The organism is Paraburkholderia sp. OAS925 (assembly GCF_040543975.1).
Taxonomy (GTDB): domain Bacteria; phylum Pseudomonadota; class Gammaproteobacteria; order Burkholderiales; family Burkholderiaceae; genus Paraburkholderia; species Paraburkholderia graminis.
Map to the genome: position 1 here is coordinate 377,584 of NZ_JBEUNO010000002.1, position 21,839 is coordinate 399,422.

General features: G+C 63.5%; 19 protein-coding genes and 1 pseudogene. 9 read left to right on the top strand and 11 right to left on the bottom strand.

What is annotated here, in order from left to right; all coding sequences use genetic code 11:
• Positions 1-147 precede the first annotated feature (147 nt).
• Complete coding sequence (locus ABIE53_RS20470; RefSeq protein WP_192699731.1) at positions 148-1,995, top strand: adhesin; 1,848 nt, start codon at positions 148-150, stop codon at positions 1,993-1,995.
• A 78-nt stretch (positions 1,996-2,073) separates the two neighbouring features.
• Here ABIE53_RS20470 and ABIE53_RS20475 read toward each other — a convergent pair.
• Both ABIE53_RS20475 and ABIE53_RS20480 read right to left on the bottom strand, forming a co-directional pair.
• Positions 2,074-2,415, bottom strand: a pseudogene (locus tag ABIE53_RS20475) (DUF3443 family protein); the annotation flags it as partial.
• A gap of 160 nt (positions 2,416-2,575) precedes the next feature.
• Positions 2,576-3,007 (bottom strand): phasin family protein, encoded by a 432-nt coding sequence (locus ABIE53_RS20480; protein WP_006049533.1) that lies wholly within the window; start codon positions 3,005-3,007, stop codon positions 2,576-2,578.
• A 381-nt stretch (positions 3,008-3,388) separates the two neighbouring features.
• Here ABIE53_RS20480 and ABIE53_RS20485 point away from each other — a divergent pair, with 381 nt between their 5' ends.
• Positions 3,389-3,853 (top strand): hypothetical protein, encoded by a 465-nt coding sequence (locus ABIE53_RS20485; RefSeq protein WP_192699730.1) that lies wholly within the window; start codon positions 3,389-3,391, stop codon positions 3,851-3,853.
• 255 nt (positions 3,854-4,108) lie between these two features.
• Here ABIE53_RS20485 and ABIE53_RS20490 read toward each other — a convergent pair whose 3' ends face one another.
• Both ABIE53_RS20490 and ABIE53_RS20495 read right to left on the bottom strand, forming a co-directional pair.
• Positions 4,109-4,501 carry a response regulator gene (locus ABIE53_RS20490; protein ID WP_006049535.1) on the bottom strand — a complete coding sequence of 131 codons (393 nt, stop codon included), beginning with the start codon at positions 4,499-4,501 and terminating at the stop codon, positions 4,109-4,111.
• Between the two features lie 156 nt (positions 4,502-4,657).
• The gene (locus ABIE53_RS20495; protein WP_029966727.1) at positions 4,658-5,650 is read right to left on the bottom strand and encodes a LacI family DNA-binding transcriptional regulator; all 993 of its coding nucleotides are present in this window, start codon (positions 5,648-5,650) and stop codon (positions 4,658-4,660) included.
• A 227-nt stretch (positions 5,651-5,877) separates the two neighbouring features.
• On the opposite strand from ABIE53_RS20495, the gene ptsP reads away from it, so the two are divergent.
• The 4 genes from ptsP to ABIE53_RS20515 all read left to right on the top strand — a co-directional run bounded on the left by ptsP (position 5,878) and on the right by ABIE53_RS20515 (position 11,654).
• Entirely contained in the window at positions 5,878-8,385 is a 2,508-nt protein-coding gene (gene ptsP / locus ABIE53_RS20500; RefSeq protein ID WP_192699729.1) for a phosphoenolpyruvate--protein phosphotransferase, read from the top strand.
• Positions 8,382-9,437, top strand: coding sequence for a 1-phosphofructokinase family hexose kinase (locus tag ABIE53_RS20505; RefSeq protein WP_192699728.1), 1,056 nt, complete (start codon positions 8,382-8,384; stop codon positions 9,435-9,437). Before ptsP ends, ABIE53_RS20505 begins: the two co-directional genes overlap by 4 nt.
• Before the next feature lie 13 nt (positions 9,438-9,450).
• A complete protein-coding gene (locus ABIE53_RS20510) occupies positions 9,451-11,286 on the top strand; it encodes a PTS fructose-like transporter subunit IIB (RefSeq protein WP_192699727.1) in 1,836 nt (611 codons plus the stop codon).
• A 77-nt stretch (positions 11,287-11,363) separates the two neighbouring features.
• A complete protein-coding gene (locus ABIE53_RS20515) occupies positions 11,364-11,654 on the top strand; it encodes a DNA-binding protein (RefSeq protein ID WP_310032630.1) in 291 nt (96 codons plus the stop codon).
• Positions 11,655-11,690: 36 nt separating this feature from the next.
• Here the strand turns inward: ABIE53_RS20515 and ABIE53_RS20520 are convergent, their stop codons facing one another.
• Complete coding sequence (locus ABIE53_RS20520; protein ID WP_192699725.1) at positions 11,691-13,592, bottom strand: cytochrome c biogenesis protein DipZ; 1,902 nt, start codon at positions 13,590-13,592, stop codon at positions 11,691-11,693.
• Between the two features lie 362 nt (positions 13,593-13,954).
• Here ABIE53_RS20520 and ABIE53_RS20525 point away from each other — a divergent pair, with 362 nt between their 5' ends.
• Together ABIE53_RS20525 and ABIE53_RS20530 are read left to right on the top strand one after the other, a co-directional pair.
• Positions 13,955-14,506, top strand: coding sequence for a thioredoxin family protein (locus ABIE53_RS20525; RefSeq protein ID WP_029966735.1), 552 nt, complete (start codon positions 13,955-13,957; stop codon positions 14,504-14,506).
• A gap of 85 nt (positions 14,507-14,591) precedes the next feature.
• Complete coding sequence (locus ABIE53_RS20530; RefSeq protein ID WP_029966736.1) at positions 14,592-15,506, top strand: LysR substrate-binding domain-containing protein; 915 nt, start codon at positions 14,592-14,594, stop codon at positions 15,504-15,506.
• A gap of 22 nt (positions 15,507-15,528) precedes the next feature.
• Here ABIE53_RS20530 and ABIE53_RS20535 read toward each other — a convergent pair whose 3' ends face one another.
• A complete protein-coding gene (locus ABIE53_RS20535) occupies positions 15,529-15,783 on the bottom strand; it encodes a tautomerase family protein (RefSeq protein ID WP_192699724.1) in 255 nt (84 codons plus the stop codon).
• 70 nt (positions 15,784-15,853) lie between these two features.
• Positions 15,854-16,564, bottom strand: coding sequence for an SDR family NAD(P)-dependent oxidoreductase (locus ABIE53_RS20540; RefSeq protein ID WP_192699723.1), 711 nt, complete (start codon positions 16,562-16,564; stop codon positions 15,854-15,856).
• A gap of 345 nt (positions 16,565-16,909) precedes the next feature.
• Here ABIE53_RS20540 and ABIE53_RS20545 point away from each other — a divergent pair, with 345 nt between their 5' ends.
• The gene (locus ABIE53_RS20545; protein ID WP_192699722.1) at positions 16,910-17,848 is read left to right on the top strand and encodes a YihY/virulence factor BrkB family protein; all 939 of its coding nucleotides are present in this window, start codon (positions 16,910-16,912) and stop codon (positions 17,846-17,848) included.
• 48 nt (positions 17,849-17,896) lie between these two features.
• On the opposite strand, the gene ABIE53_RS20550 is transcribed toward ABIE53_RS20545, so the two are convergent.
• The 4 genes from ABIE53_RS20550 to ABIE53_RS20565 all read right to left on the bottom strand — a co-directional run bounded on the left by ABIE53_RS20550 (position 17,897) and on the right by ABIE53_RS20565 (position 21,761).
• Positions 17,897-18,775, bottom strand: a complete 879-nt coding sequence (locus ABIE53_RS20550; RefSeq protein WP_192699721.1) for an ABC transporter permease — start codon at positions 18,773-18,775, stop codon at positions 17,897-17,899.
• Entirely contained in the window at positions 18,772-19,611 is an 840-nt protein-coding gene (locus tag ABIE53_RS20555; RefSeq protein WP_114157673.1) for an ABC transporter ATP-binding protein, read from the bottom strand. The genes ABIE53_RS20550 and ABIE53_RS20555 overlap by 4 nt, the downstream gene beginning before the upstream one ends.
• Positions 19,612-19,695: 84 nt before the next feature.
• Positions 19,696-20,757, bottom strand: a complete 1,062-nt coding sequence (locus ABIE53_RS20560) for an ABC transporter substrate-binding protein (protein WP_192699720.1) — start codon at positions 20,755-20,757, stop codon at positions 19,696-19,698.
• A gap of 77 nt (positions 20,758-20,834) precedes the next feature.
• On the bottom strand, positions 20,835-21,761 hold the full coding sequence (locus ABIE53_RS20565) for a TauD/TfdA dioxygenase family protein (protein ID WP_192699719.1): 927 nt from the start codon (positions 21,759-21,761) through the stop codon (positions 20,835-20,837).
• Between the last annotated feature and the right edge of the window lie 78 nt (positions 21,762-21,839).

A 21,839-nucleotide genomic window follows, 5' to 3' on the forward strand; every position in this document is an offset into this window, starting at 1 on the left:
CCCGCTCAAATCTCTGAAAATCGTATTTAGCCGACGAGACATGCGTCGCAGTCTGATCCAGGCTGCCCGCATTTCCGCCGCTCGCGTTTTCCATTGATTACGACGGCCGCGCAGAACACCGCAAGCCGCTCACTACTGACCACGGCCATGAGCACACAATTTTCCCTCGATCGTTTCGAATCCCAGGTCCAGGCCGGCGACTACGACGCCGCGCATGAAGAGTTCGCCGCACTGCTGGACACCCTGCGGCAAAATCGCGGCGGGCTCGGTATCGAGCGCTTTGCGAAAAACCGTCCGAACCCCGCCGACGACGAAGCCGCACGGCAAACGCTGCAGCGCATCGCGGACGCCTTCACAGCGCTGCTCTCGGCACCGGAATACGCGCTTGACGCCGACAGGATCAACGTCATGTTCTGCGGCCGTTCCTGGATCGATATGATTTTCGCGGTGAGCTCGTACGGTTCGACGGACCACATCGTCGAGAAACTGCTCGAGACGTCGCGTGACAGCGACGACGCCGCGGCTCGCGACGTATTGACCCGCAAGCAACTCGTGCTCTACACGTCCGGCTCGAAGTACGACATCGATTTCGAGGAACTTCACAAGTGCGACCCCGTGCTTGCGACGAGTCTCGCCATTTCAATCGTCAGTGCCGCGGTACATATCTCGCCCGCCGCGCACGACAAGCGCGAACGTCTGCTCGAATGGCTTCCGGCAAAGGTCGACTTGGTGGAAGACCTGGACGATCTGCCGGCCAACGCGGTTTTCGGCTCGTATATGCACTGCAGCTATTCCACTTCGCCGAAACGGCATGAGCTCAAGCGCAGCATCAGTCGTCTGGTACGCAAAAAGCTGGAGACCCTCGAGTTGTTGGGACCGGAATCCAGCGTTACCCATAGGCCAGTTAAAGGACGTAAGCCAATCATGCTTGTCGTGCTCGAATGGTTTTCCGGCGGCCATTCTATTTACCGGACGCATTCGCGCACCATGCTCGCCGCACGCGAACATTTCGAAGTCGTCGCGTTCGGCGAAGATCAGCACGTGGACGAAACCGGGCGCGCGGTTTTCGACCGTTTCATCGAGTTCGAGCATCCGGAGTTTATCGGCGACTGCATTCGGCAGATTCAGGAATTCGCCGAGCGGGAACGACCCGACGTGCTGTATATGCCGAGCGTCGGCATGTTCGCGCACACCATCTTTCTATCGAACCTGCGCGTTGCGCCGTTGCAGATTGCCGGACTCGGCCATCCCGCGACCATGCATTCCGCGCACATCGACTATGTGAGTGTCGAGGACGATTTTGTGGGCGACCCGGCGTGCTTCAGCGAGAAGTTGCTTCGTCTTCCGAAGGATGGACAGCCGTATGTGCCTTCAAAACTGCTGACGCCCATCACGGCATCCGTTCCCGAACGTCGCGACGTCGTGCATATCGGCGTGACAGCAAGCGCCATGAAAATCAACCCGGACTTTCTCGAGACATGTAAAGCGATCGTGCAGACAGCGCGTGTGCCGGTGCACTTCCACTTCATGACCGCCTGGAGCGAAAGCATCGATCTCGCCTACGTCAGGAAATCGATTCATGCAACGCTGCCCGAATCCGACGTGGACGTGTACGGCTCGCTCTCCTATCCGAACTATCTGAAAGTACTGAACGGCCTGGACATGTTCGTGAGCCCCTTCCCGTTCGGCAACACCAACGGTATCGTCGATTCATTCACGATGGGTCTGCCGGGCGTCAATCTTTGCGGGCCGGAAGTCTTCGAACATATCGACCGCGGACTTTTCGAGCGCGCGGGTCTGCCAGACTGGCTCACGACCTACTCCAAAGACGAATACGTGAAAGCCGCGGCACGTCTCGCAGAACAGCACGACGAACGGGAAGCGCTGCGCCGGCGGCTGATCGAAGATAAAGCCGTCGAGCGGATCTTTAAGGGCCGCCCGCAGGCATTCGGCAAATCCGTACTCAAGCTGCTACAAGAGTTGGACAAGCAATAAAGAACAGCAGGTCAAACGAGAGCCACACCGGCCTATAAGCCGGTGTGGCTTTTTTTATTGGCGGGCTCTCGCAACGGTTCAATACGCGACGTAAGGCCCGACGCCGCTCGGTGTGGCCTGCTGCTCGATGGCGGCGTACACGTTGCGTCCATAGAAGAACGGCAAGCCCCAATCGAAAATCGACGATGTCACGAAAGCGGGTCCCGCCAATAGCGGCAACGCGGAATCGCCGGCATAGGTTTGCGCAACGGCATTTGCATTGGCCACGCTGAAATTCACCGCGCTCGTCGCGCCGTTCGCGCCTTCGATCATCGCGCTCAACTGCTGTGTCGAAGACGGGCAGTAATACGCGTTGTTCGGACTCGCGCAAACCGGCAACACGCTGCTTCCGAAAAGGAGCCCCGTGGCGCGCAGCGAAGCGAACGATGTAAGCGCGCGCTGAAATTTCCGCCGCTTTAAACGAGCAACGACGAGCGCGGCGCATGAAAAAGCCGCGAAAGGTTCGCCGGATTTCGACGACCTTCCGCGGCCTGGCTTGCGAACGGCATCAGCCGTCCGCGAGCGGCAGACTACTGGGCAATTACGTCTTCTGCTGTTGCTGCTGCAAAAGCGAGCGCAATTCCTGCACGTTTTCTTCGACGCGTTTTGCGATCACCGCATACGACTCCGCTTGCGTCTGATACGCCGCCTGCGCGAGCTGCTGCATGTCCGCGAGCGACTTGTGCAGGCTTTGCTGGATCAGCTCCGCGGTTTTTGGCGAAGGCGTGCTGCCGCTTGCCGATAGTTGCGTCGTCAGCGATTGCAACTCGGCCAGCGTCGTGCGCAACATCTCCGCCTGTTTCTGCGCGAGCGACTGCATGCCTTGAAACGCAGTCTGATTCGCCTGAACCAGTGCTTCGACGTCCTTGCGCCGTGCTTCCATGATGGCGGGCACGTCGAAGCCGGGCAGCTTGAACTGCTCGAGCATTTTGGTGAAATCGCCAAACGGATTGGCGGTATCAGGTCGGTCCATGCGAAATCCTCCTTTACGGTTGAACGATCGCCGGCGGCGCTGCGCCGCATGATTCACGCGACGCAAACACAGACACACACGCAAACGCAGGCGCTCCCGGTGCGCCGCGCCCCTGCGGCCGCGCTGCGCGGTTGCGGGGTCGGACGGCACATTGCGTCCATCATGCGCCATCCGACGTCATTGCGCCAGCGCATGCGCCGTTCCACGCGCCGTGCGAAGTTCTTCGCGGCGCGTCTCCATCCGCATGCACACGCGCATCGGCAGCAAGAGTTCGTAAGTGTGCGGACACGCGTTCGTAACCCGCGGCGACGGTGTCTCGTCTATCTTTTCGATGAACCGGCGCACCTGTCGCGCCGGCATTTGTCGAATGGGAGCGACGTGATGAAAAAACAGATATTGGGCGCGGCGCTGGCCGCCGCGATAAACCTCGCCGCAATCACGGCAACAACCGCATCGGCAGAAGAAAACGCGCCGCCGCCCGCGCACGCGCAAGGCGATGCGCCGCATGGACCGCATGGACCGCATGCCGCGATGGAGCCCGCCGGTTCAATCGGGCCGATGGGTCCCGGCTTCGCAGTCGTCAACGATCTCGAACAGTTGCGCCGTCTCTACGCGCTGAGCGGACGACCGGGCGACATCGTCGCGGTCTATCACGACGTGCTGAACAAGACGCAGGACCCGATGCTGCGCCACTACGTGTACGACTCGCTCGCGCGCGAGCAGTTGAAGCCCGCCAATCCCGAGCAGGCAATCGCCACGTTGCGCATGAGCCTGTCGGAAGACCTCGCGGCAATCGACAAGATGCCGCGCCCGCCATTCGACCGCGCGCCGCAAAGCAAGCCCTAGCACACACGCATCGGCAACTGGAAGCGCTACCGCAAACACGCTCGCGCCGACGTTCTTCGCGCAGCGTTGGTTCTCCCACATTGCTGTTCACTGGCCGCTTTTTCGTCTTCCCTCTGTTGATTAGGATAAGGACTGTTTAAACGTCAGTGCGGGTGAAGCATGCGCTATCCAGTCGATGTGGCCGTCGCCGCCGGGTTGCTGGTGTTCGTGCTGTGCTGCATCGTCACGCTCGCCTTGCACTGATCGATCGCATGCTCAGTTTCTCTCGCGCCACAGCGTGCGCATCAAGGCGAGCAGCACGTTAGGCGCGGTGCCCTTCTGACAATAGCCGTCGAAATTGTGTCGGCCGCGGCCGGTCTCCCGCACGTGTTCCTCATCGAGCGAAGTGAACGCAACAATGCCGAGGCTCGGCGTGGGCAGATAGCTGCGCAGCGCGCTTGCTGTTTCGTAGCCGTCGCGCCCCGGCATCATGATGTCGAGCACGACCACGTCGGGCACCCAGTCTTTTACGCACGCGAGCGCCTCGTCACAGCCGTTCGCCGAGCGCGCTTCCACACCTTCATACGATAGATACGTCGCGAGCGCTTCGGCCGCATCCTCGTTGTCGTCGACCACGAGGACACGCGGCACCTCGTGTAATACCCGCACCTGGCGGGCGCTCCACCTTTGACAGGTACTCGTTGTTGCTGACATGTATGGCGATCTGCGAGAGAAAAACCATCGCGATCCAGCAAGTGGCATACCAAATGGCCGTTAGCTCGGTCATGAGCGCCACCATGAACGTGGCCGGTGAAGCGCGAAGCGCTAGCGCGCCGCGGTGGACCCGCGAACCACGAGATCGCCGGGCAGCACGAGCGAACGTGTGGACATGGAAGGATCGGCGAGACGCTGGGTAAGCAATTGCATGGCGATCTTGCCGATTTCATACACCGGCTGCGCGACGACGGTGATGCCCGGCGTGACGAGGTCGGTCCACGCGTCGTTGTCGAAACCGGCGAGCGCGATGTCGGTTCCAGGCGTCGCGCCGCGCGCGCGCATCTCGCGATACGCGCCGAGCAGCAACAGCCCGTTGCTCGCGACAATCGCATCGGGCCGCGTATCCGCGTCGCGCGCGAGCCACGCGCCGACATGCTCGAGCGCGCTCGCCGGGTTCGGTTCGACGAATTCCGCCAGCACCGGCAAACCGTGTCGGCCAAGCGCGTGCGCAAAACCATCGTGACGCTCGCGGCCCGTGGTGCTCGCGTTGCCGAATAGCCCGGCGATGCGCCGGTAGCCGCGCTCCACCAGATGCTCGACGAGGCGCGCCGCCGCGTCGCGGTTATCGAGCACGACGGCATCCGCGCTGCCCGCCGGCCCGGCGCGGTCGATCATCACCACGGGAAAGTCATAGGCCTGCGCCTTGAAACGCTGCGCCGCGTCGTGCGTCGGCGAATAGATGCAACCCGTGACGCGCTCCTCTTCCATCAGCCGCAGATACATGGCCTCTTTCTCGGCGTTTTCGTCCGTGTTGCAGAGGATCACGCGCAAGCCCTGCTGATAGGCGGCGTCTTCGACGGCGCGGCTGACTTCGGTGAAGAACGGATTGCGCACGTCCGACACGATCAGGCCGATGGTCGCCGTATCGCCGGAACGCAGACGCCGCGCCGCCGCATTCGGCCGATAACCCAATTGCTCGATCGCGCCCAGCACGCGCTGACGCACCGCATCGCGCACCGGCCCATTGTTCGACAGCACGCGCGAAACCGTCGTGACCGACACGCCGGCGGCTTCCGCAACATCCTTGATTCGTAGATTCATTAAAGTGGTATCGATTCCTCGAATCGCTCGGTATTTTCCCTGGATTGCCCGACGACCTCGGCATTTGCCCGCTGTCGCCGGACACAGGCTGCTCGGCTCTTTCGAGCCATTCTACCTGCGTTCATGCCATTTCAAGTGAACTATGCCGCTTGCGGGCAACGCTTGACGGACAAAGTGGTATCGATTCCAATAACACCCACTTCAACGATTCGATTTCAGGAGACGCGATGCCGTCGCTGCTTACCGCGGAGCTGGTTAGATTGAACGCACGGGCCAGTTCGAAACACGACGCGATCGTACAGGCGGGCGAACTGCTGGCCGCGGCCGGCTATATCGAGCCCGGCTACGTCGACAGTCTTCACGCTCGCGAAACAGTCTCGAATACGTATCTGGGCAGCGGCGTCGCCATTCCGCACGGCATGCAGGAAGACCGCCATTTGATCCGGCGCACCGGCGTCGCGGTGCTGCAATTGCCCGAGGGCGTCGAGTGGCATGACGGCGAGCGCGCCAACCTGGTCGTCGCGATTGCCGCTCAGTCGGACGAACACATCGCGCTGCTGCAACGCCTCACGCGTCTGATCGGCGACGCGGACAAGCTGCGCGCGCTCATCGACGCACGCGATCCGGGCCTGATCGTCGATGCGCTCAACGGCGCCTCAGTCGATCCGGTGACGAGCGTCGTCGACAGTACGCCCGCCGATTTCGCGCAGCGCGTGGAACTGGTGCTCGACTATCCGCACGGGCTGCACGCGCGGCCGGCAAGCGCATGGGTGGCCACGGCGAAGCGCTATCAGGCCGCCTTGCGCGTGCGCAACGGCAAGCTCGCCGCCGATCCGAAGAATCTCGTCAGCCTGTTGCAACTCGGCGCGACCGCGAACGCGCAACTGGTGCTGTCGGCGCAAGGCGTGGACGCCGCCGACGCGCTCGCGGCCCTCAAGCGCACCATCGAAGCGCTGTCCGCCGAAGAGCACGAGCGCGCCGCCGCGGCGCGCGCGCGTCGGCAGAAAACGCAGCCGGTGTCGTGGGAACCGGCCGATCCGGCGACGGTGTTCGAAGGCGTCAGCGCCGGGCCCGGCTTTTCCATCGGCCCGATCCGCGTGATGCGCACCGCGCAGCTCGACATTCAGGACCAACCGCAAGAAACCGTCGAAGCGACGCATCGGCTCGACACGGCATTGCGCCATACCGCCGGCGAACTCGACGCGCTCACACGCGACACGACCGCACGCCTCGGCGCGGAAGAAGGCGCGATCTTCGCGGCGCACCGCGAACTGCTCAACGACACCGACTTGCTCGCCGAAGCCGCACGCCTGCTGCTCGACGGACACGGCGTTGCGTGGTCGTGGCATCAAGCCGCCGAACGTCAGGCCGCGCGCCTCGCCGCATTGCCCGATCCGCTGCTTGCGTCGCGCGCGACCGATCTGCGCGACGTCGCGCGGCGCGTGCTCAAGCACCTCGGCGAAAACGTCGCGGCAGACACGCGCTTCGACACGCCCGCCATCCTGATCGCCGAAGATCTCACGCCATCGGACACGGCGATGCTCGACCCCGCCGTCACGCTCGGCTTCTGCACGGTGTCGGGCGGCCCGACCTCGCACACCGCGATCCTCGCGCGCACGCTCGGCGTGCCGGCGGCGGTCGCGTGCGGCGCCGCGTTGATGAATATCGACGACGGCAGCGCCGCCGTGCTCGACGGCACGAGCGGCCGTCTGTATGCCGGCGTGTCGGCGCACGACCTCGAGCGAGCGCGTCAAACGCAAGCCGAACTCGCGGAACAGGCTCGACGCGCAGCGGCAAATCGCGCGCTGCCCGCCGCGACACTCGACGGCCACGTGCTCGAAATCGGCGCGAACATCACGCGCCCGGATCAGGTGCGCGACGCGATCGCGAACGGCGCGGACGGCGTCGGCCTGATGCGCACGGAGTTCCTGTTTCTCGAACGCCACGATGCGCCGAGCGAGGACGAACAGTACGACTGCTATCGGCGCATGGTCGAAGCGAGCGGCGGACGTCATCTGATCATTCGCACGCTCGACATCGGCGGCGACAAGCAGGTGCCGTATCTGAACCTGCCGCACGAATCGAATCCGTTTCTCGGCGTGCGCGGGCTGCGTCTGTGCCTGCGCCGTCCCGACCTGTTCGTGCCGCAGTTGCGCGCGCTCTATCGCGCGGCCAAAACAGGCCCGCTGTGGATCATGTTCCCGATGGTCTCCACGCTGGACGAAGCGCGTCAGGCGCTCGCGCTCGCCGAGACCGTGCGCGCCGAACTCGACGCGCCGAAGGTGCCGCTCGGCATCATGGTCGAGACGCCGTCGGCGGCCGCGTTTGCCGATCACTTCGCCGCGCTCGTCGACTTCTTTTCGATCGGCACGAACGATCTGACGCAATACGTGCTCGCCGTCGACCGCGAACATCCCGAACTCGCGCGCATGGCCGAGAGCCTGCATCCCGCCGTGCTGCGCATGATCAAGCAGACCGTCGACGGCGCGCGGCGCCATCGCAAGTGGGTCGGCGTATGCGGCGGCCTTGCGGGCGATCCGCTCGGCGCGTCGATTCTCGCGGGCTTGGGCGTCGATGAACTGTCGATGAGCTCGCGCGACATTCCCGCCGTGAAGTCGCGGCTGCGCGCGTCGCGTCTCGACGCATTGCAGGCGCTCGCGCGCCGCGCGCTGGATTGCGAGGACGTCGACGCGGTTCGCGCGCTCGAAGCCACCGAGATCAAGGCGGCCGCATGAACACGGTCGTCACCGTCACGCCGAACCCGGCGCTCGATCAGACCGTGCGCGTCGCGAATCTCGCGCTCGGCGAGGTCAATCTCGCGGCATCGCTCGAATTCAACGCGGGCGGCAAGGGCGTGAATGTCGCGGGCTGTCTCGCCGACTACGGCATCGCGACCATCGTCACGGGCCTGCTCGGTCGCGACGACGCAACCGCGTTCGACGCGATGTTCGCCGACAAGCAGATCGTCGACCGCTTCGTGCGAATCGCGGGGCGTCCGCGCATTAACGTGAAGCTGGTCGATACCGCACGCGATCAAACCACCGACATCAATCTCGCGACCTCGCTGCCGAACGCGGCCGACGTCGACGCACTGGAACGGCGCGTGATCGAACTCGCCGCGCCGGGCCGCTGGTTCGTGCTGGCGGGCAGCTTGCCGCCGGGCGTGGACGTGTCGTTCTATCGGCGGCTCACGCGCGCATTGCACGCGGCGGGCGCGCAGGTCGCGCTCGACACGAGCGGCGCGCCGCTCGCCGACGCGCTCGCGGCGAACGAGCCCGGCGCGCTGCCGGATCTCGTCAAGCCGAATCGCGCGGAACTGGAAGCCGCGCTCGACCGTTCGCTCGCCGACGACGACGCGTTGATCGAGGCCGCGTGCGAGCTGGCCGAACGCGGCGTCAAGTACGTGGTCGTTTCGCTCGGCGAGCGTGGTGCGCTCGGCGTGACGCGCTTGCAATCCGAAGCGCATTCTTCGCAAGCGCACTCCCAAGCAGCGGCAAGTGCCGGAGCCTATGAAGGCTGGCGCGCCGCGCCGCTGCGCGTGCCGGTGGCAAGCACCGTCGGTGCCGGCGACGCGCTCGTCGCAGGGCTCGTCGCGAGTCTCGCGGAAAAGCGTCCGTGGCACGAGGTCGGCCGGCGCGCCACCGCGTTCGCCGCGGGCAAGCTCGCGCGCGTCGGTCCGCATCTGCCGGATCGCGCGACGCTCGACGCGCTCGCCGCGCAAGTCGAATTGCGCACCTTCAGCGTCGCCGCGAACCCGCTGCGCGTGACCCAACATCAAGCCGTGTAAGCCAGGAAGAGCAATGGACAAGCTGATTGGACTGGTATCGTCCCCGCAACAAAGCGCGTCGCCGATGGTCGCGGCGCAGGCCTTGAACCGCGCGGCGCAAAGACGCGGCGCTTCGCTCGCCGTCGAAACGCGCAGCGCGCTCGGCGTCCAGCATCCGTTGAATGCGGCGCAGATCGACGCGGCGCAAGCGGTACTGATCGCCGCGGACGCCGATGAGCGCATCGACGAAACGCCGTTTGCGGGCAAGACGATTCACCGCGTGTCGCTCGACGACGCGATCCGCGAAGCCGATGCGGTGCTCGCACGCGTCGCGGCGAACGCGGGCGCGAATGTGGCTTCGAATACGGCGCAAGGCGCAGGCAATGCACACGCCGCGCAAGGCCCGCAAGCCTCGCCACGCGCGCTGAAAATCGTTGCGATCACATCGTGCCCGACCGGCATCGCGCACACCTTCATGGCCGCCGAAGGATTGGCGCAAGGCGCGAAGTCGCTCGGTCACGAGATTCACGTCGAAACGCAGGGCTCGGTCGGCGCGCAAAACACGCTGAGCGACGAGCAGATCGCAGTTGCCGACCTCGTCGTGATCGCCGCCGATACGCAGGTCGACAAAAGCCGCTTTCGCGGCAAGCCCATCTACGAAACCGGCACGAAGGGCGCGATCGGCAAAGGCGCGGCGTTGATTGAACGTGCGATTGCCGAAGCGTCCGTCGATGGCAACGCGCCCGCTTCGCAAGCAAGCGCAAGCGCAAGCGCAAACGGTCAATCGGCGGCGGGCGGCGCGCTCGCCGATCAGGTCGCCGCAGCGAAGAAGCAGCGCTCGGCGAAAGCGTCGGGACCGTACCGGCATCTGATGACCGGCGTGTCGTTCATGTTGCCGTTCGTGGTGGCGGGCGGCCTGCTGATTGCGATTTCGTTCGCGCTCGGCGGCATCTACGCATTCGACGACGCGCACAAAGGCACACTCGCGTGGGCGCTGTTCCAGATCGGCGCAAAGTCCGCGTTTGCGCTGATGGTGCCGGTGCTGTCGGGCTACATCGCGTATTCGATCGCGGACCGTCCGGGCATCACGCCGGGCATGGTCGGCGGCATGCTCGCCGCGAGCCTCGGCGCGGGTTTTCTCGGCGGCATTATTTCGGGCTTTCTCGCGGGCTACACGGCGTTGCTGATCAGCCGCAAGCTCAAGCTGCATCGCAACCTGGAGGGTCTCAAGCCGGTGCTCATCATCCCGCTAGTCTCGACGCTCGTCGTCGGTCTGCTGATGATCTACGTGGTCGGCACGCCCGTCGCGACCGCGCTGCACGGCCTCGAAAACTGGCTTCGCTCGATGCAAACCGGCAGCGCCGTCACGCTCGGCCTGCTGCTCGGCGCGATGATGGCCTTCGACATGGGCGGCCCGGTCAACAAGGCCGCGTATGCGTTCAGCACCGGGTTGATTGCGAGCCAGGTCTACACGCCGATGGCGGCGGCGATGGCCGCGGGCATGACGCCGCCGCTCGGCATCGCGCTCGCGACGTGGATTTTCCGCAACCGCTTCGTCGCCGACGAGCGCGAAGCGGGCAACGCGGCCGCGGTGCTCGGCATGGCGTTCATCACCGAAGGCGCAATTCCGTTCGCCGCGCGCGATCCGATGCGGATCATTCCGGCGTGCGTGATCGGCTCGGCGATTACGGGCGCGATTTCGATGGCGTCGGCGGTCGATCTGAAAGTGCCGCACGGCGGCATCTTCGTGCTGCCGATTCCGAACGCGGTCACGCATCTCGGCATGTATGTGCTGGCGATCGCGGTGGGCACCGTCGTCACGGCGCTTGCGGTCGGTGTGCTTAAGCGGCCGGTTCAGGTGGCGGCGTGAGCGGCGCGAACTTCGCGAACGTCGCGAGGGTCGATTCTCTTCGACGGCAAAGCGTGCGTGACATGAAACGGCACGACATGACGCAACCCCTCAGCGAAATTTATCGCGGCTTCGATCTGCTGATCGAAGCCCTTCCCGCTGATGACGCGCAACGCATTCGCGTAAAACGCACGATTACGCGAAAGCTCGGCGAGCGCATGCTTACCGTCGATACGCGTTGCGACACGACTGCGTATTCGACTGACACCTCGCATGAATTGCTGACCAACGCCCTGCGCGATGCGCGCGAAGCGGTCGACCGTCTGCTCGGCGGCTGGCATCCGGCCTATGCGCACGCGCAGTCCCTGCATAAGCCGTCGGCGCATTAGCCCGTATGCGAGTAGCGCACGGCTCGTCGCGTTTGGCTAACCAAACGTGAACGCATACGCGCTCGCGCCGGCATCCAGAAACTCGATTTCAAACGTTCGATCCTGAACCGCGCCGCTTTGGCGCACGAGCTGGTAAAGCCGCTCTTTATCGACGACGCCCACGCCGTTTGCATCCGTGTCGGCGCCGTGCGAAGCGCCCGGCGGCTTGCCGTCGAGCGTCACTCTGAAACGCACCGGCTTGCCGTCCGCCATCGGCCCCAGCACGAGATGCAGATCGCGCGCGTGAAAACGGTACGCGATCTTCGCGCCGCTCGCGCCGGATTGCGCGCGCTCGCCGGCAACGTTCCATTCGCCGTCGAGACTCCAGCTTCCTGTACGCAGCCGCGCGGGGCTGCTGTACGCGCGGAGCATGTCGGGCGCCAATGTTTCCGGCGACGCAAAACCTTCTGCCTGGCGATAACCGACGTACGTCTCGCCCGAGCGCAAATCCTGCGGATCGGCGGCGGCCTCGACGCCCGACGCTTTCGCGGCGCCAGCGGATGCCGGCAGTTTCGAATGCCCGGCGTCCGCGAGCAATTGACGGATGACCTGTTCCGACTCGTCGTATCCGCCTTCGCCAAAATGGTGATAGCGAATCTCGCCGCGCGCATCGACGATATAAAAGGCCGGCCAATACTGATTGTCGAAGGCCTGCCACACGGCGAGTTTGTTATCGATGGCAATCGGATAGTCGATATGCAGATCGGCCGCCGCGCGCTTCACATTGGCGATGTTGTGCTCGAACGCGAACTCGGGCGCGTGCACGCCGATCACGACGAGCCCCTGATCGCGATACCTGTTCGACCACGCCTTCAGATACGGCAACGTGCGCAGACAGTTGATGCACGAGTACGTCCAGAAATTGACGATCACCACTTTGCCGCGCAGATCGCTGGTTTTCAGCGGCGGCGAATTGAGCCAGTCGACGGCGCCGGACAGCGACGGCATCGCGCCTTCGGCCGGTAACGAAAGTTTTGCGGCTGCGGGCACCGGGTTTGTCGCGGCCGCGGGTTCTGCGGTCATGCTCACTTTCAGAAGCGCGCCAGCGTTTGGCTGCTCTGCATTCATGGCTTGCGAATCAGCAGCCTGTGAATCAGCAGCCTGTGAATCGCCGGCCTTTGAATCGACCTGTTGTGCATTCACCTTCTCCGCTTGAACACCCCGCGAACCCGCACGCGGCGACCAGCGCTGCACCAGTTTCTCTTCGATACCGGTCGTATTCAGCGACGGCAACAGCGCCAGCACGCGCGTATCGAAGCCGAGCGCAATGGCCGCAGCGGACAGCACCACGGCCGCGCCGAGCACCTGACGCACGCGCTCGCTCACCGCATACGAGCGCCTGAGCGACGCGACGACGCGTCCGCCGATTGCGAGCACGATCGCAAGCGATGCCGCCGCGCCCGCTGCGAACGCGAGCAACGGCAACACGCCCGCGCCGCCTGGCCGATGCAGGATCACGCCCGTCATCACAAGACCGAGGATCGGTCCCGCGCACGGCGCCCACAGCAAGCCGGTCGCAACGCCGAGTACCACCGACGACATCACGCGAGGCTCGCCACCGTCGCGGCGCACCGCGCCATCCAGACGATTGCCGAGGTTCACGAGCGGATGCGTGAGCCGCTCGGCCATCGACGGAAACAGCAGCGACGCGCCGAACACGGCGAAGAACGCGAGCGCGATCCAGCGGCCGTATTCGTTGACGTGCGCGACCCACGCGCCGCCGGCCACCGCGAGGCTCGCGACGGCGGCGAACGTCAGCGCCATGCCGGCGAGAAGCGGCACGCCGTGACGCACGAACGACTGATCGACGCGCGCGAACACGAGCGGCACGACCGGAAGAATGCACGGACTCAGGATGGTAAGCATGCCGCCGGCGAAGGCGAGAAGTGTGAGCAGCATAACGGTGTCCTTTTTGTTCAATGAGCGTGTTACGGCATTCATGCATTGAACTACCGGGACGTATCGCGCTTGTGTCGGCGAACGCGGCGTTGTGCAAGCTCGTGTATCGGCCTGCTGCGTAGATACAGTGCGATACAAAACGCGTCCGGCGAGGCATACGAGCGGCACACACACGCACACACGCACACACGGGTTTGTATCCCAACGTATCGCACAGCGGCGCGGACACAGAACGTTGCACAGGCAGCCGCAAGCGACACACGCCAGATACGTCCACGGCGTCCAATGACTATCCAAAGACATCGCGCTTGCCGATCAACCCTCGCGCGCACCGCGCCTCTCATGCAAAGGACGATTCCATCATGCACGCCCGACTCAAAACCCTCGCCACTATCGGCTCCTTCATCGCGCTCGCGTTGCTCGCCAGCCTGCTTGCGACGCGCGGCAGCGCGCTCACTGCCGCCGAACGGAATACGCCGGTTGCGCCGCAAATAACCGGCATCGACACATGGATCAACGGCTCGCCGCTGACGCTTTCGCAACTGCGCGGCAAGGTCGTGCTGGTCGATTTCTGGACCTACTCGTGCATCAACTGCGTGAACACGCTGCCGTACGTGAAGAACTGGTATAAGCAGTACGGCAACCAGGGGCTGCAAGTGATCGGCGTGCACACGCCGGAGTACCCGTTCGAACGCGATGCCGGGCATGTGCGCGCTGCCGTGAAGAAGTTCGATATTCAGTATCCGGTCGCGCTCGACAATCAGTACGCGACCTGGAACGCGTTCAATAACCAGTATTGGCCCGCGGTGTATCTGTTCGACAAGACAGGACATGTCGTGTACAGCCACTTCGGCGAGGGCGACTATGCGCAGACCGAAGCGAAGATTCGCGAGCTGTTGGCGCAACCGGGCTGATGCAGCGCCGCATTGAAGTGTTGACGCCGCCATGCCCGCCTGCGAGCATGCGGCAATCGAAATCAATCAGCCTGTCGAGCGGCCCATGCGAGCACCCAATCATCTCAATGCACTGCGTGCCTTCGAGGCCGTCGGCCGGCATCTGAGTTATGTCGCCGCTGCGGAAGAACTGCATGTGACGCCCGCGGCAATCGGCCAGATGATTCGCGGACTCGAGGAGACGCTGGAAATCGAGCTGTTTCATCGCTCAACGTCGGGTGCGTCGCGCCTCGTGCTCACCGACGCGGCGCGCGCCGCCATGCCGGAATTGCAGGGCGGCTTTGAACTGCTCGCGCAGGCGGTCGAAAGGCTGAAGGCCAGCAAGGCGCGCATAACGGTCACCGTGACAGTGCCGCCAGCGCTTGCCGACAAGTGGTTTTTGCATCGCGTGGAGCGGTTTCAGCGCAAGTATCCGCGCTACGATTTGCGCATCGACCTGTCGCTGAAACTCGTCGACTTTGTCGCGGATAGAGTGGACGCCGGCATCCGCTACGGCACCGGTCAGTGGCCGGATCTCGCCGCGACCTTCCTGATGCGCGACGAGTTCTTCCCTGTGTGCAGCCCCGCGCTGCTCGAAGGCGAGCATCCGCTCAGAACACCGGCGGATCTCAACTACCATCCGTTGATTCACGACATATCGATGCGCGCGGCGCCCACGTTTCCCACCTGGCGATCATGGGTGCAAAAGACGGGCAACGCAGGGCGTGTCGATTGCGATCGCGGTCTGCAGATCAACGACTCCGCCGCCGCGATTCATACGGCTATCTCGGGCAACGGCGTCGCGCTCGGCAGAACGTGCCTCGTCGAGCGCGACATCGCAGAAGGCCGGCTGGTGCGGCCGTTCCCCGACGCGCAGACGTGCGAGCTCGCCTATTACGTGGTGCATAGAAAGGACAACGGCAACGAGCCGGCTGTGGTCGCGTTCAAGGAGTGGCTGCTTGCCGAGGCGAACGCGCGATAGCCGCGCGCCGCGTTAGTACTCTCTAATCCGTTTTCTCGCCGCCCGACACCTTCAGCGCCAGTTGCTTGCGGTATTGCTCCACAGGCAAGCCGCCCCAGCCCCAGTTATCCATATCGACTTCTTCGATCACGACGAACGTCGCTTCGAGCGGCTTGTTCAGGACATCGAGCAGTACATGGCTGACACCGCTGATCAAGCGCGCTTTTTCTTCGGCCGTGACGGCGGTTGCGCCAGGCTTCGTTCCCTCGCGCGTGACCTGAATCGTGACGATAGGCATGTCGTTCTCCGTGGCAAAGGCGGGCGCCGCGAATCGGCGCCCGTTGTTCCGCTGTTGTTAAAGGCCGCGCTTAGTGGCCGGCGCTCTGGCCGCCGTCGACGTGCAGGATCTCGCCCGTCACGAACGGCGCCGAATCCAGATACAGCACCGCTTGCACGATGTCGTCCATTTCGCCCATATGACCCATCGGATGCAATGCGCCGAGCCCCGCATGCGTTTCCGGCGCGTGCATCGGCGATTTGATGATGCCAGGCGAGACCGCGTTCGCGCGAATCCCGGCTTTAGCGTACTCGATCGCGATGGACTTCGTCGCCGCATTCAACCCGCCCTTCGTCAACGACGCCAGCACCGAAGGCACGCCGCAAATCGCATGATCGGTGAGACTCGTCGTGATCGTGACGATGTGGCCGCTTTCGTGCTTCTCCATTTCCGCAATCGCGAGCTGCGTGATATTGAAGAAGCCGTCGAGGTTGACGCCCTTCACCAATGCGTAGTCTTCAGACGTATAGCTCGTGAACGGCTTCGCGACAAACACGCCCGCGTTGTTGACGAGCGTATCGACGCGCCCGAAACGCGTCACCGCCTCTGCAATCACGCGGCGTGCGGTGGCCGGATCGGCGATGTCGCCCGCCACCGTCGCGATGTTCGGATCGTCGAACGGTGTGATGCCGCGAGCCGTCGCAACCACGCGATAGCCGCGCTGACGAAACGCCTTCACCAGTTCCGCGCCGATGCCTTGCGATGCGCCAGTAACGATCGCCACTTTTTCCGACGTATTCATGTTGTGCTCCAGAGTTGTTGTCATGCAATTCAGAAATGAGAGCGGTTGCCTGGCCGGCTGCCGCTGTGTGCCGCGAGTCTTGCAGTGCGCCCTCGGTGACTGAACTATCGGCTTTGCGCAGGCATTAAACAAACGAGAAGATTTGCGTCGGCGGGAAAGAAAAACTACGGCGGTTCTGGATGCCGATGGCTAAACGGTCGTGCCGAACGCACCGGCCACCGTGACACGCCCGCCTGGCGGGCACGCGACATGCGGCGTGCAATCCAGCGCTGCGGCTTCGGCGGCCCGGTCATCGGCTAGTCGAATCGAATGCGGCGCGCAATCACGCTCAATGGCGAGGCGTTTATGAACAAGGTCTCTTCACCCGCTGCGGCGCCAAAAAAACACGGAAAGCTGCGCGGCGCTTTCACCACCGTGGTCAACGCAGGCAAGCGCTTCATGTCGGACCGCTGCCCGATGATGGCCGCGAGCGTCGGCTTTTACTCGGCGTTCTCGCTTGCGCCGACGCTGCTGATGGTGCTCGCGGTCGCCGGCTGGTTCTTCGGCGAGGACGCCGCGCGCGGACGTCTGTTCGAGCAGGTGCGCGGCATTATGGGCAAGGACGCCGCGGAGGCGATGCAGACCATCGTCGAACACGCGCATCGCGCGAGCGGCAGCGGCATTGCCGCCGTGGTGTCGGTCGTGTTGTTGATCATCGGTGCGTCGGCGACTTTTACTTCGCTGAACACCGCGCTCGACGTGGTGCTCGAGGCGGAGAAAAACGTCAAGAGCAAGGGCAGCATTACGTGGCTCGTGCGCACGCGGCTGGTGTCGGTCGGCATGGTGCTCGGCCTCGGCTTCTTGCTCGTGGTGTCGCTCGTGCTAGACACGGCGATCACGTTCGCCGGACACGCGATATTCGGCGATTCGCCGTTGGTCGTCGTCACCGCGATCGTGCAAACGGTACTCGGCCTGATCGTGCTGGGCGCCGCGTTCACCGCCCTGCTTCGGTGGATGTCAGACGCGCAGGTGAGTCTCCCCCATGCGGCGGTCGGCGGGATGACGGCGGCGATACTGTTTTCGGTCGGACGGCATCTGTTCGGGCTTTATCTCACGCATGCGGGCACCGCGAGTTCTTTCGGTGCCGCAGGCTCGCTCGCCGTGCTGATGATGTGGCTGTATTTTTCGGCGGCGGTGTTTCTGTTCGGCGCGGAGACGACAGCCGAACTCGCGGGACGCAATGAAGTAAAAGACGAGGAGAAAGACCGGCCATTGTCCGTAGGCGCGGCGCGCTCGCGCGGTTAAAACGCGCATTGCAAAACAAAAAGCGGCCTCGCGGCCGCTTTCGCTTGACTAGTGCTGCACGCCCCAGCGCCGCACCGTCACCCGTTCCAACGTATCGAACACGAGATGTTCGATCAACAGCCCGATCACGATTACCGCTGCAAGTCCCGCGAAAACGCGGTCCGTGTAAAGCTCGTTGCGATTCTGGAAAATGTACCAGCCGAGTCCGCCGTTGCCGGAACTCGCGCCGAATACCAGCTCGGCCGCGATCAGCGTGCGCCACGCAAACGCCCAGCCCACCCGCAAGCCGGCGAGAATCGACGGCAACGCGGCCGGCATCAGAATCAGCAGTACGTGGCGCATTCCCGTCAGGCCGTAGTTGCGTCCGGTCATGCGCAGCGTCGCCGGCACCGACTGGAAACCTGAGTACGTGTTGAGCGCGAGCGGCCACAGTACCGAATGCACGAGCACGAATAACAGACTGCCGGTGCCGAGACCGAACCAGAGCAACGCGATCGGCAACAGCGCGATGGAAGGCAGCGGGTTGAACATCGCGGTGAGCATCGACAGCAAATCGCGGCCCACACGCGTCGACACAGCCAGCGACGTCAGCACGAACGCAAGCGCCGCACCGAGCAGATAACCGCGCAGCAGCACCGACATCGACACCGCCGTTTTTTGCAGCAACTCGCCGGACAACACGCCTTGCGCGAACGCGACGAAAGTCGCGCCGAAGGTGGGCAGCAGCAGATCGTTATTGACGACGCGCGCGGCGATCTCCCATACGGCGATCAACACCAGCGCGATCAGCACCTTGCGCACCCAGCTTTGCGCGAAGACGCGTTTGCCGAGCGGCAATGGCGCTTCGAGCACGAAGTCGCCAGGCGGTTCGAGCGGGCGTTCGTATTCGTCGCGAATCGGCGGCAGTAAAGTGGCGGGCGAACTCATTGCGCGGCCTCCGTCTCTTCGAACAACAGGCGATGAATACGCGCGACGCTGCGCTGAAAATCGTTGCGCCCGAAACTGTCATGCGAATACTGGTGACTGTTCAGCTCGGCACGCACGCGGCCCGGATGCGGCGACAACAGCAGAATGCGGTTTCCCACTACCAGCGCTTCTTCGATTGAATGAGTCACGAAGAGCAGCGTGAAATTGACCTCTTCCCACAAGCGCAGCAGTTCTTCCTGCATCTTGCGGCGCGTCAATGCGTCGAGCGCGGCGAACGGTTCGTCCATCAGCAATACACGCGGCTGCATCGCGAGTGCGCGCGCAATCGCGACGCGCTGCTTCATGCCGCCCGACAAGGTGTGCGGATACGCATTCGCAAACGCAGCGAGGCCGACCTTGTCGAGATAATGCAACGCACGCTCATTTGCTTCGGCACGCGCGAGCTTCTTCGCGACGCGCAGCGGAAAGGCCACGTTTTGCAGCACCGTTTTCCACGGCGGCAACTGATCGAACTCCTGGAATACGACGATGCGATCGGCGCCAGGACCGCGCACGATCTGACCGTCGAGCGAGATGGTGCCCGAGCTCGGCTCGATGAAACCGCCCACGGCCTTCAGCAACGTCGACTTGCCGCAGCCCGACGGGCCGAGCAGCACGAAACGGTCGCCGCCGTAGACGTCGAAGCTGACCTCGTGCGTCGCGCGGACAATGCGCTCGCGCGTGCGATATTCGAGGCTGACGTTCTCGACTGCGAGCAGTTTTTCGCTGACGGCGGGACCGCTGCGCACGGCGCGGTCAGCGCGTTCGGGAAAGAGTAGCGTGGGATTAGCCACCATCGGATCGCTCCCAGGTTGCGGACTGCGCGAGCGGCTCACCACCGCCCCGCACTCCGCTGAAGTTAGAAACACGAAGCGTCATGCTCAACTGCCTGCCGCGGTTGCCGGGTCGTCGAAGAAATAGTCTTTCCACGACTTCGGCTCGTTTTTGATCGCCCCCACGCGATACATGAACTGCGCGAGACCGAGCGTGTTTTGTGGTGCGATCTTGAACTCCACTTGCGGATTCTTGATGATCTTCAGGAGCAGCGCGCGATCGATTTTCGACTTGTTCACACGCAGATAAATATCGGCGGCGGCGTCCGGATTCGCGGCAATGAAACGCGACGCGTCAGCGAGTGCATCGACGAACGCGCGGTACGTTTTCGGATTGTTGTCGCGGAATTTTTCCGTCGCATAGAGAACCGTTGCTGAGCTCGGGCCGCCGAGCACATCGTAGGAATTCAGCACGATATGCGCCTTCGGATTGCCCGCGAGTTCCTGATCCTGAAACGGCGGATTGCCGAAGTGACCGGTAATTTCCGTGCCGCCCGCGATGATCGCCGCCGCCGCATCAGGATGCGGCAGCGCCTGCGTGTACTTGTCGAGGCGGTTGTATTCCTTGTCGCCCCAGCGCTTCGCGGCCGCGTATTGCAACACGCGCGACTGCACCGACACATTTACCGCCGGCACAGCGATGCGGTCTTTCGCGCCGAAATCGGCAATCGTCTTCACGTCCGGATTGTTGCTCACGAGGTAGTACGGCAGATTGCCGAGCGAAGCGACGCCCTTCACATTCTGCTTGCCGTGCGTGCGGTCCCAGATGGTCAGCAACGGGCCCACGCCCGCGCCGGCGACATCCACGGCGCCCGACAGCAAGGCGTCGTTGACGGCGGCCCCGCCCGAGAGTTGCACCCAATCCACCTTGATATCGAGGCCCTGCTTGCGCCCTTGCTTTTCGATGAACTGCTGATCGCGCGCGACGTTCAGCAGCAGATAGACAATGCCGAACTGTTCGGCAATGCGGATCTGTCCTTCGGCATGCGCGGGTATAGCGGCGCTCATGCCGGCCGCGCCGATAGAAACGGCGAGCAACGTCGCGGTGAAACGACGCTTGAAACGATTGACTGTATGACTGAAAGCGGTCGAATGAAACCTGGCGAACATCGAAACTCCGATCGGCGAGTGGCGTTTAAGTATTTGAGTTGTGTGAATGGCACGGCGCGCTGGTTGCGCGCAAAAGATCAGAAAGGCACGTCGCCTTCGATCGTCGTGCGATACAGCTTGCGCCGCTGGTCATCCGGCGTGCCGGCCGCGAGGTGCATCAACGAACGGTTGTCCCAGAACACCATGTCGTGTTCCGCCCAGCGATGCCGGTACACATGTTCGGCGCGCACGCTGTGCGCGAAGATTTCCTCGAGCAATTGCCGGCTTTCGTCTTCGGGCAAGCCGATTACACGCGTCGTGAAATGCTCGCTCACGAACAGCGCCTTGCGCCCCGTCTCCGGATGCGTGCGCACGATCGGATGCACCACCGGCTTCACTTGCGCGATCTGCTCAGGCGACAGATTCGGCCGCCACGGGCTGCGCTTTTGCAACTCAGCGTACTTCGCGAGATACGTGTGTTCGGCCGTGCGTCCTTCGACCGCGCTGCGCAGATGCGCGGGCAAGGTGTCCCACGCGAGATGCATGTTGGCAAACAGCGTGTCGCCGCCTTCGGCCGGCAATTCCTGCGCATGCAGCAAGGAACCGAGGCTCGGCTTTTCCTTGTAGGACAGATCGGAATGCCAGTAATGACCGGCATCGCCGAGACCAATTGGCTTGCCGTTTTCGACGATATTCGACACCACCAGCACTTCCGGATAGTCCGGCAACTGGAACTGATGCAGCACATGGATCTGCAGCGGACCAAAGCGGCGGCTGAAAGCAATCTGCTCGTCCGGCGTAATGCGCTGATCGCGAAACACCAGCACGTGATAGTCGAGATGCGCGCGATGAATGCGCGCGAAATCCGCCTGGGCAAGCGGCTTGCTCAGATCGAGGCCGAGCACTTCGGCGCCGAGCGGGCCGTCGAAAGCGCGAATCTCGATGGGCTGACCGGCAATGGCGCCGCCGGCGGCGTGGGAATCGTGAGAATGCTGGGCGGCGGTGGAAGCAAAGGCTGTCGTCACGGGAAACTCTTCGTCGTATCGGGTCGCAGTCAGATGAATGTACCGGCGCGCGCACCCGACGACAACGAAGCAAATCCG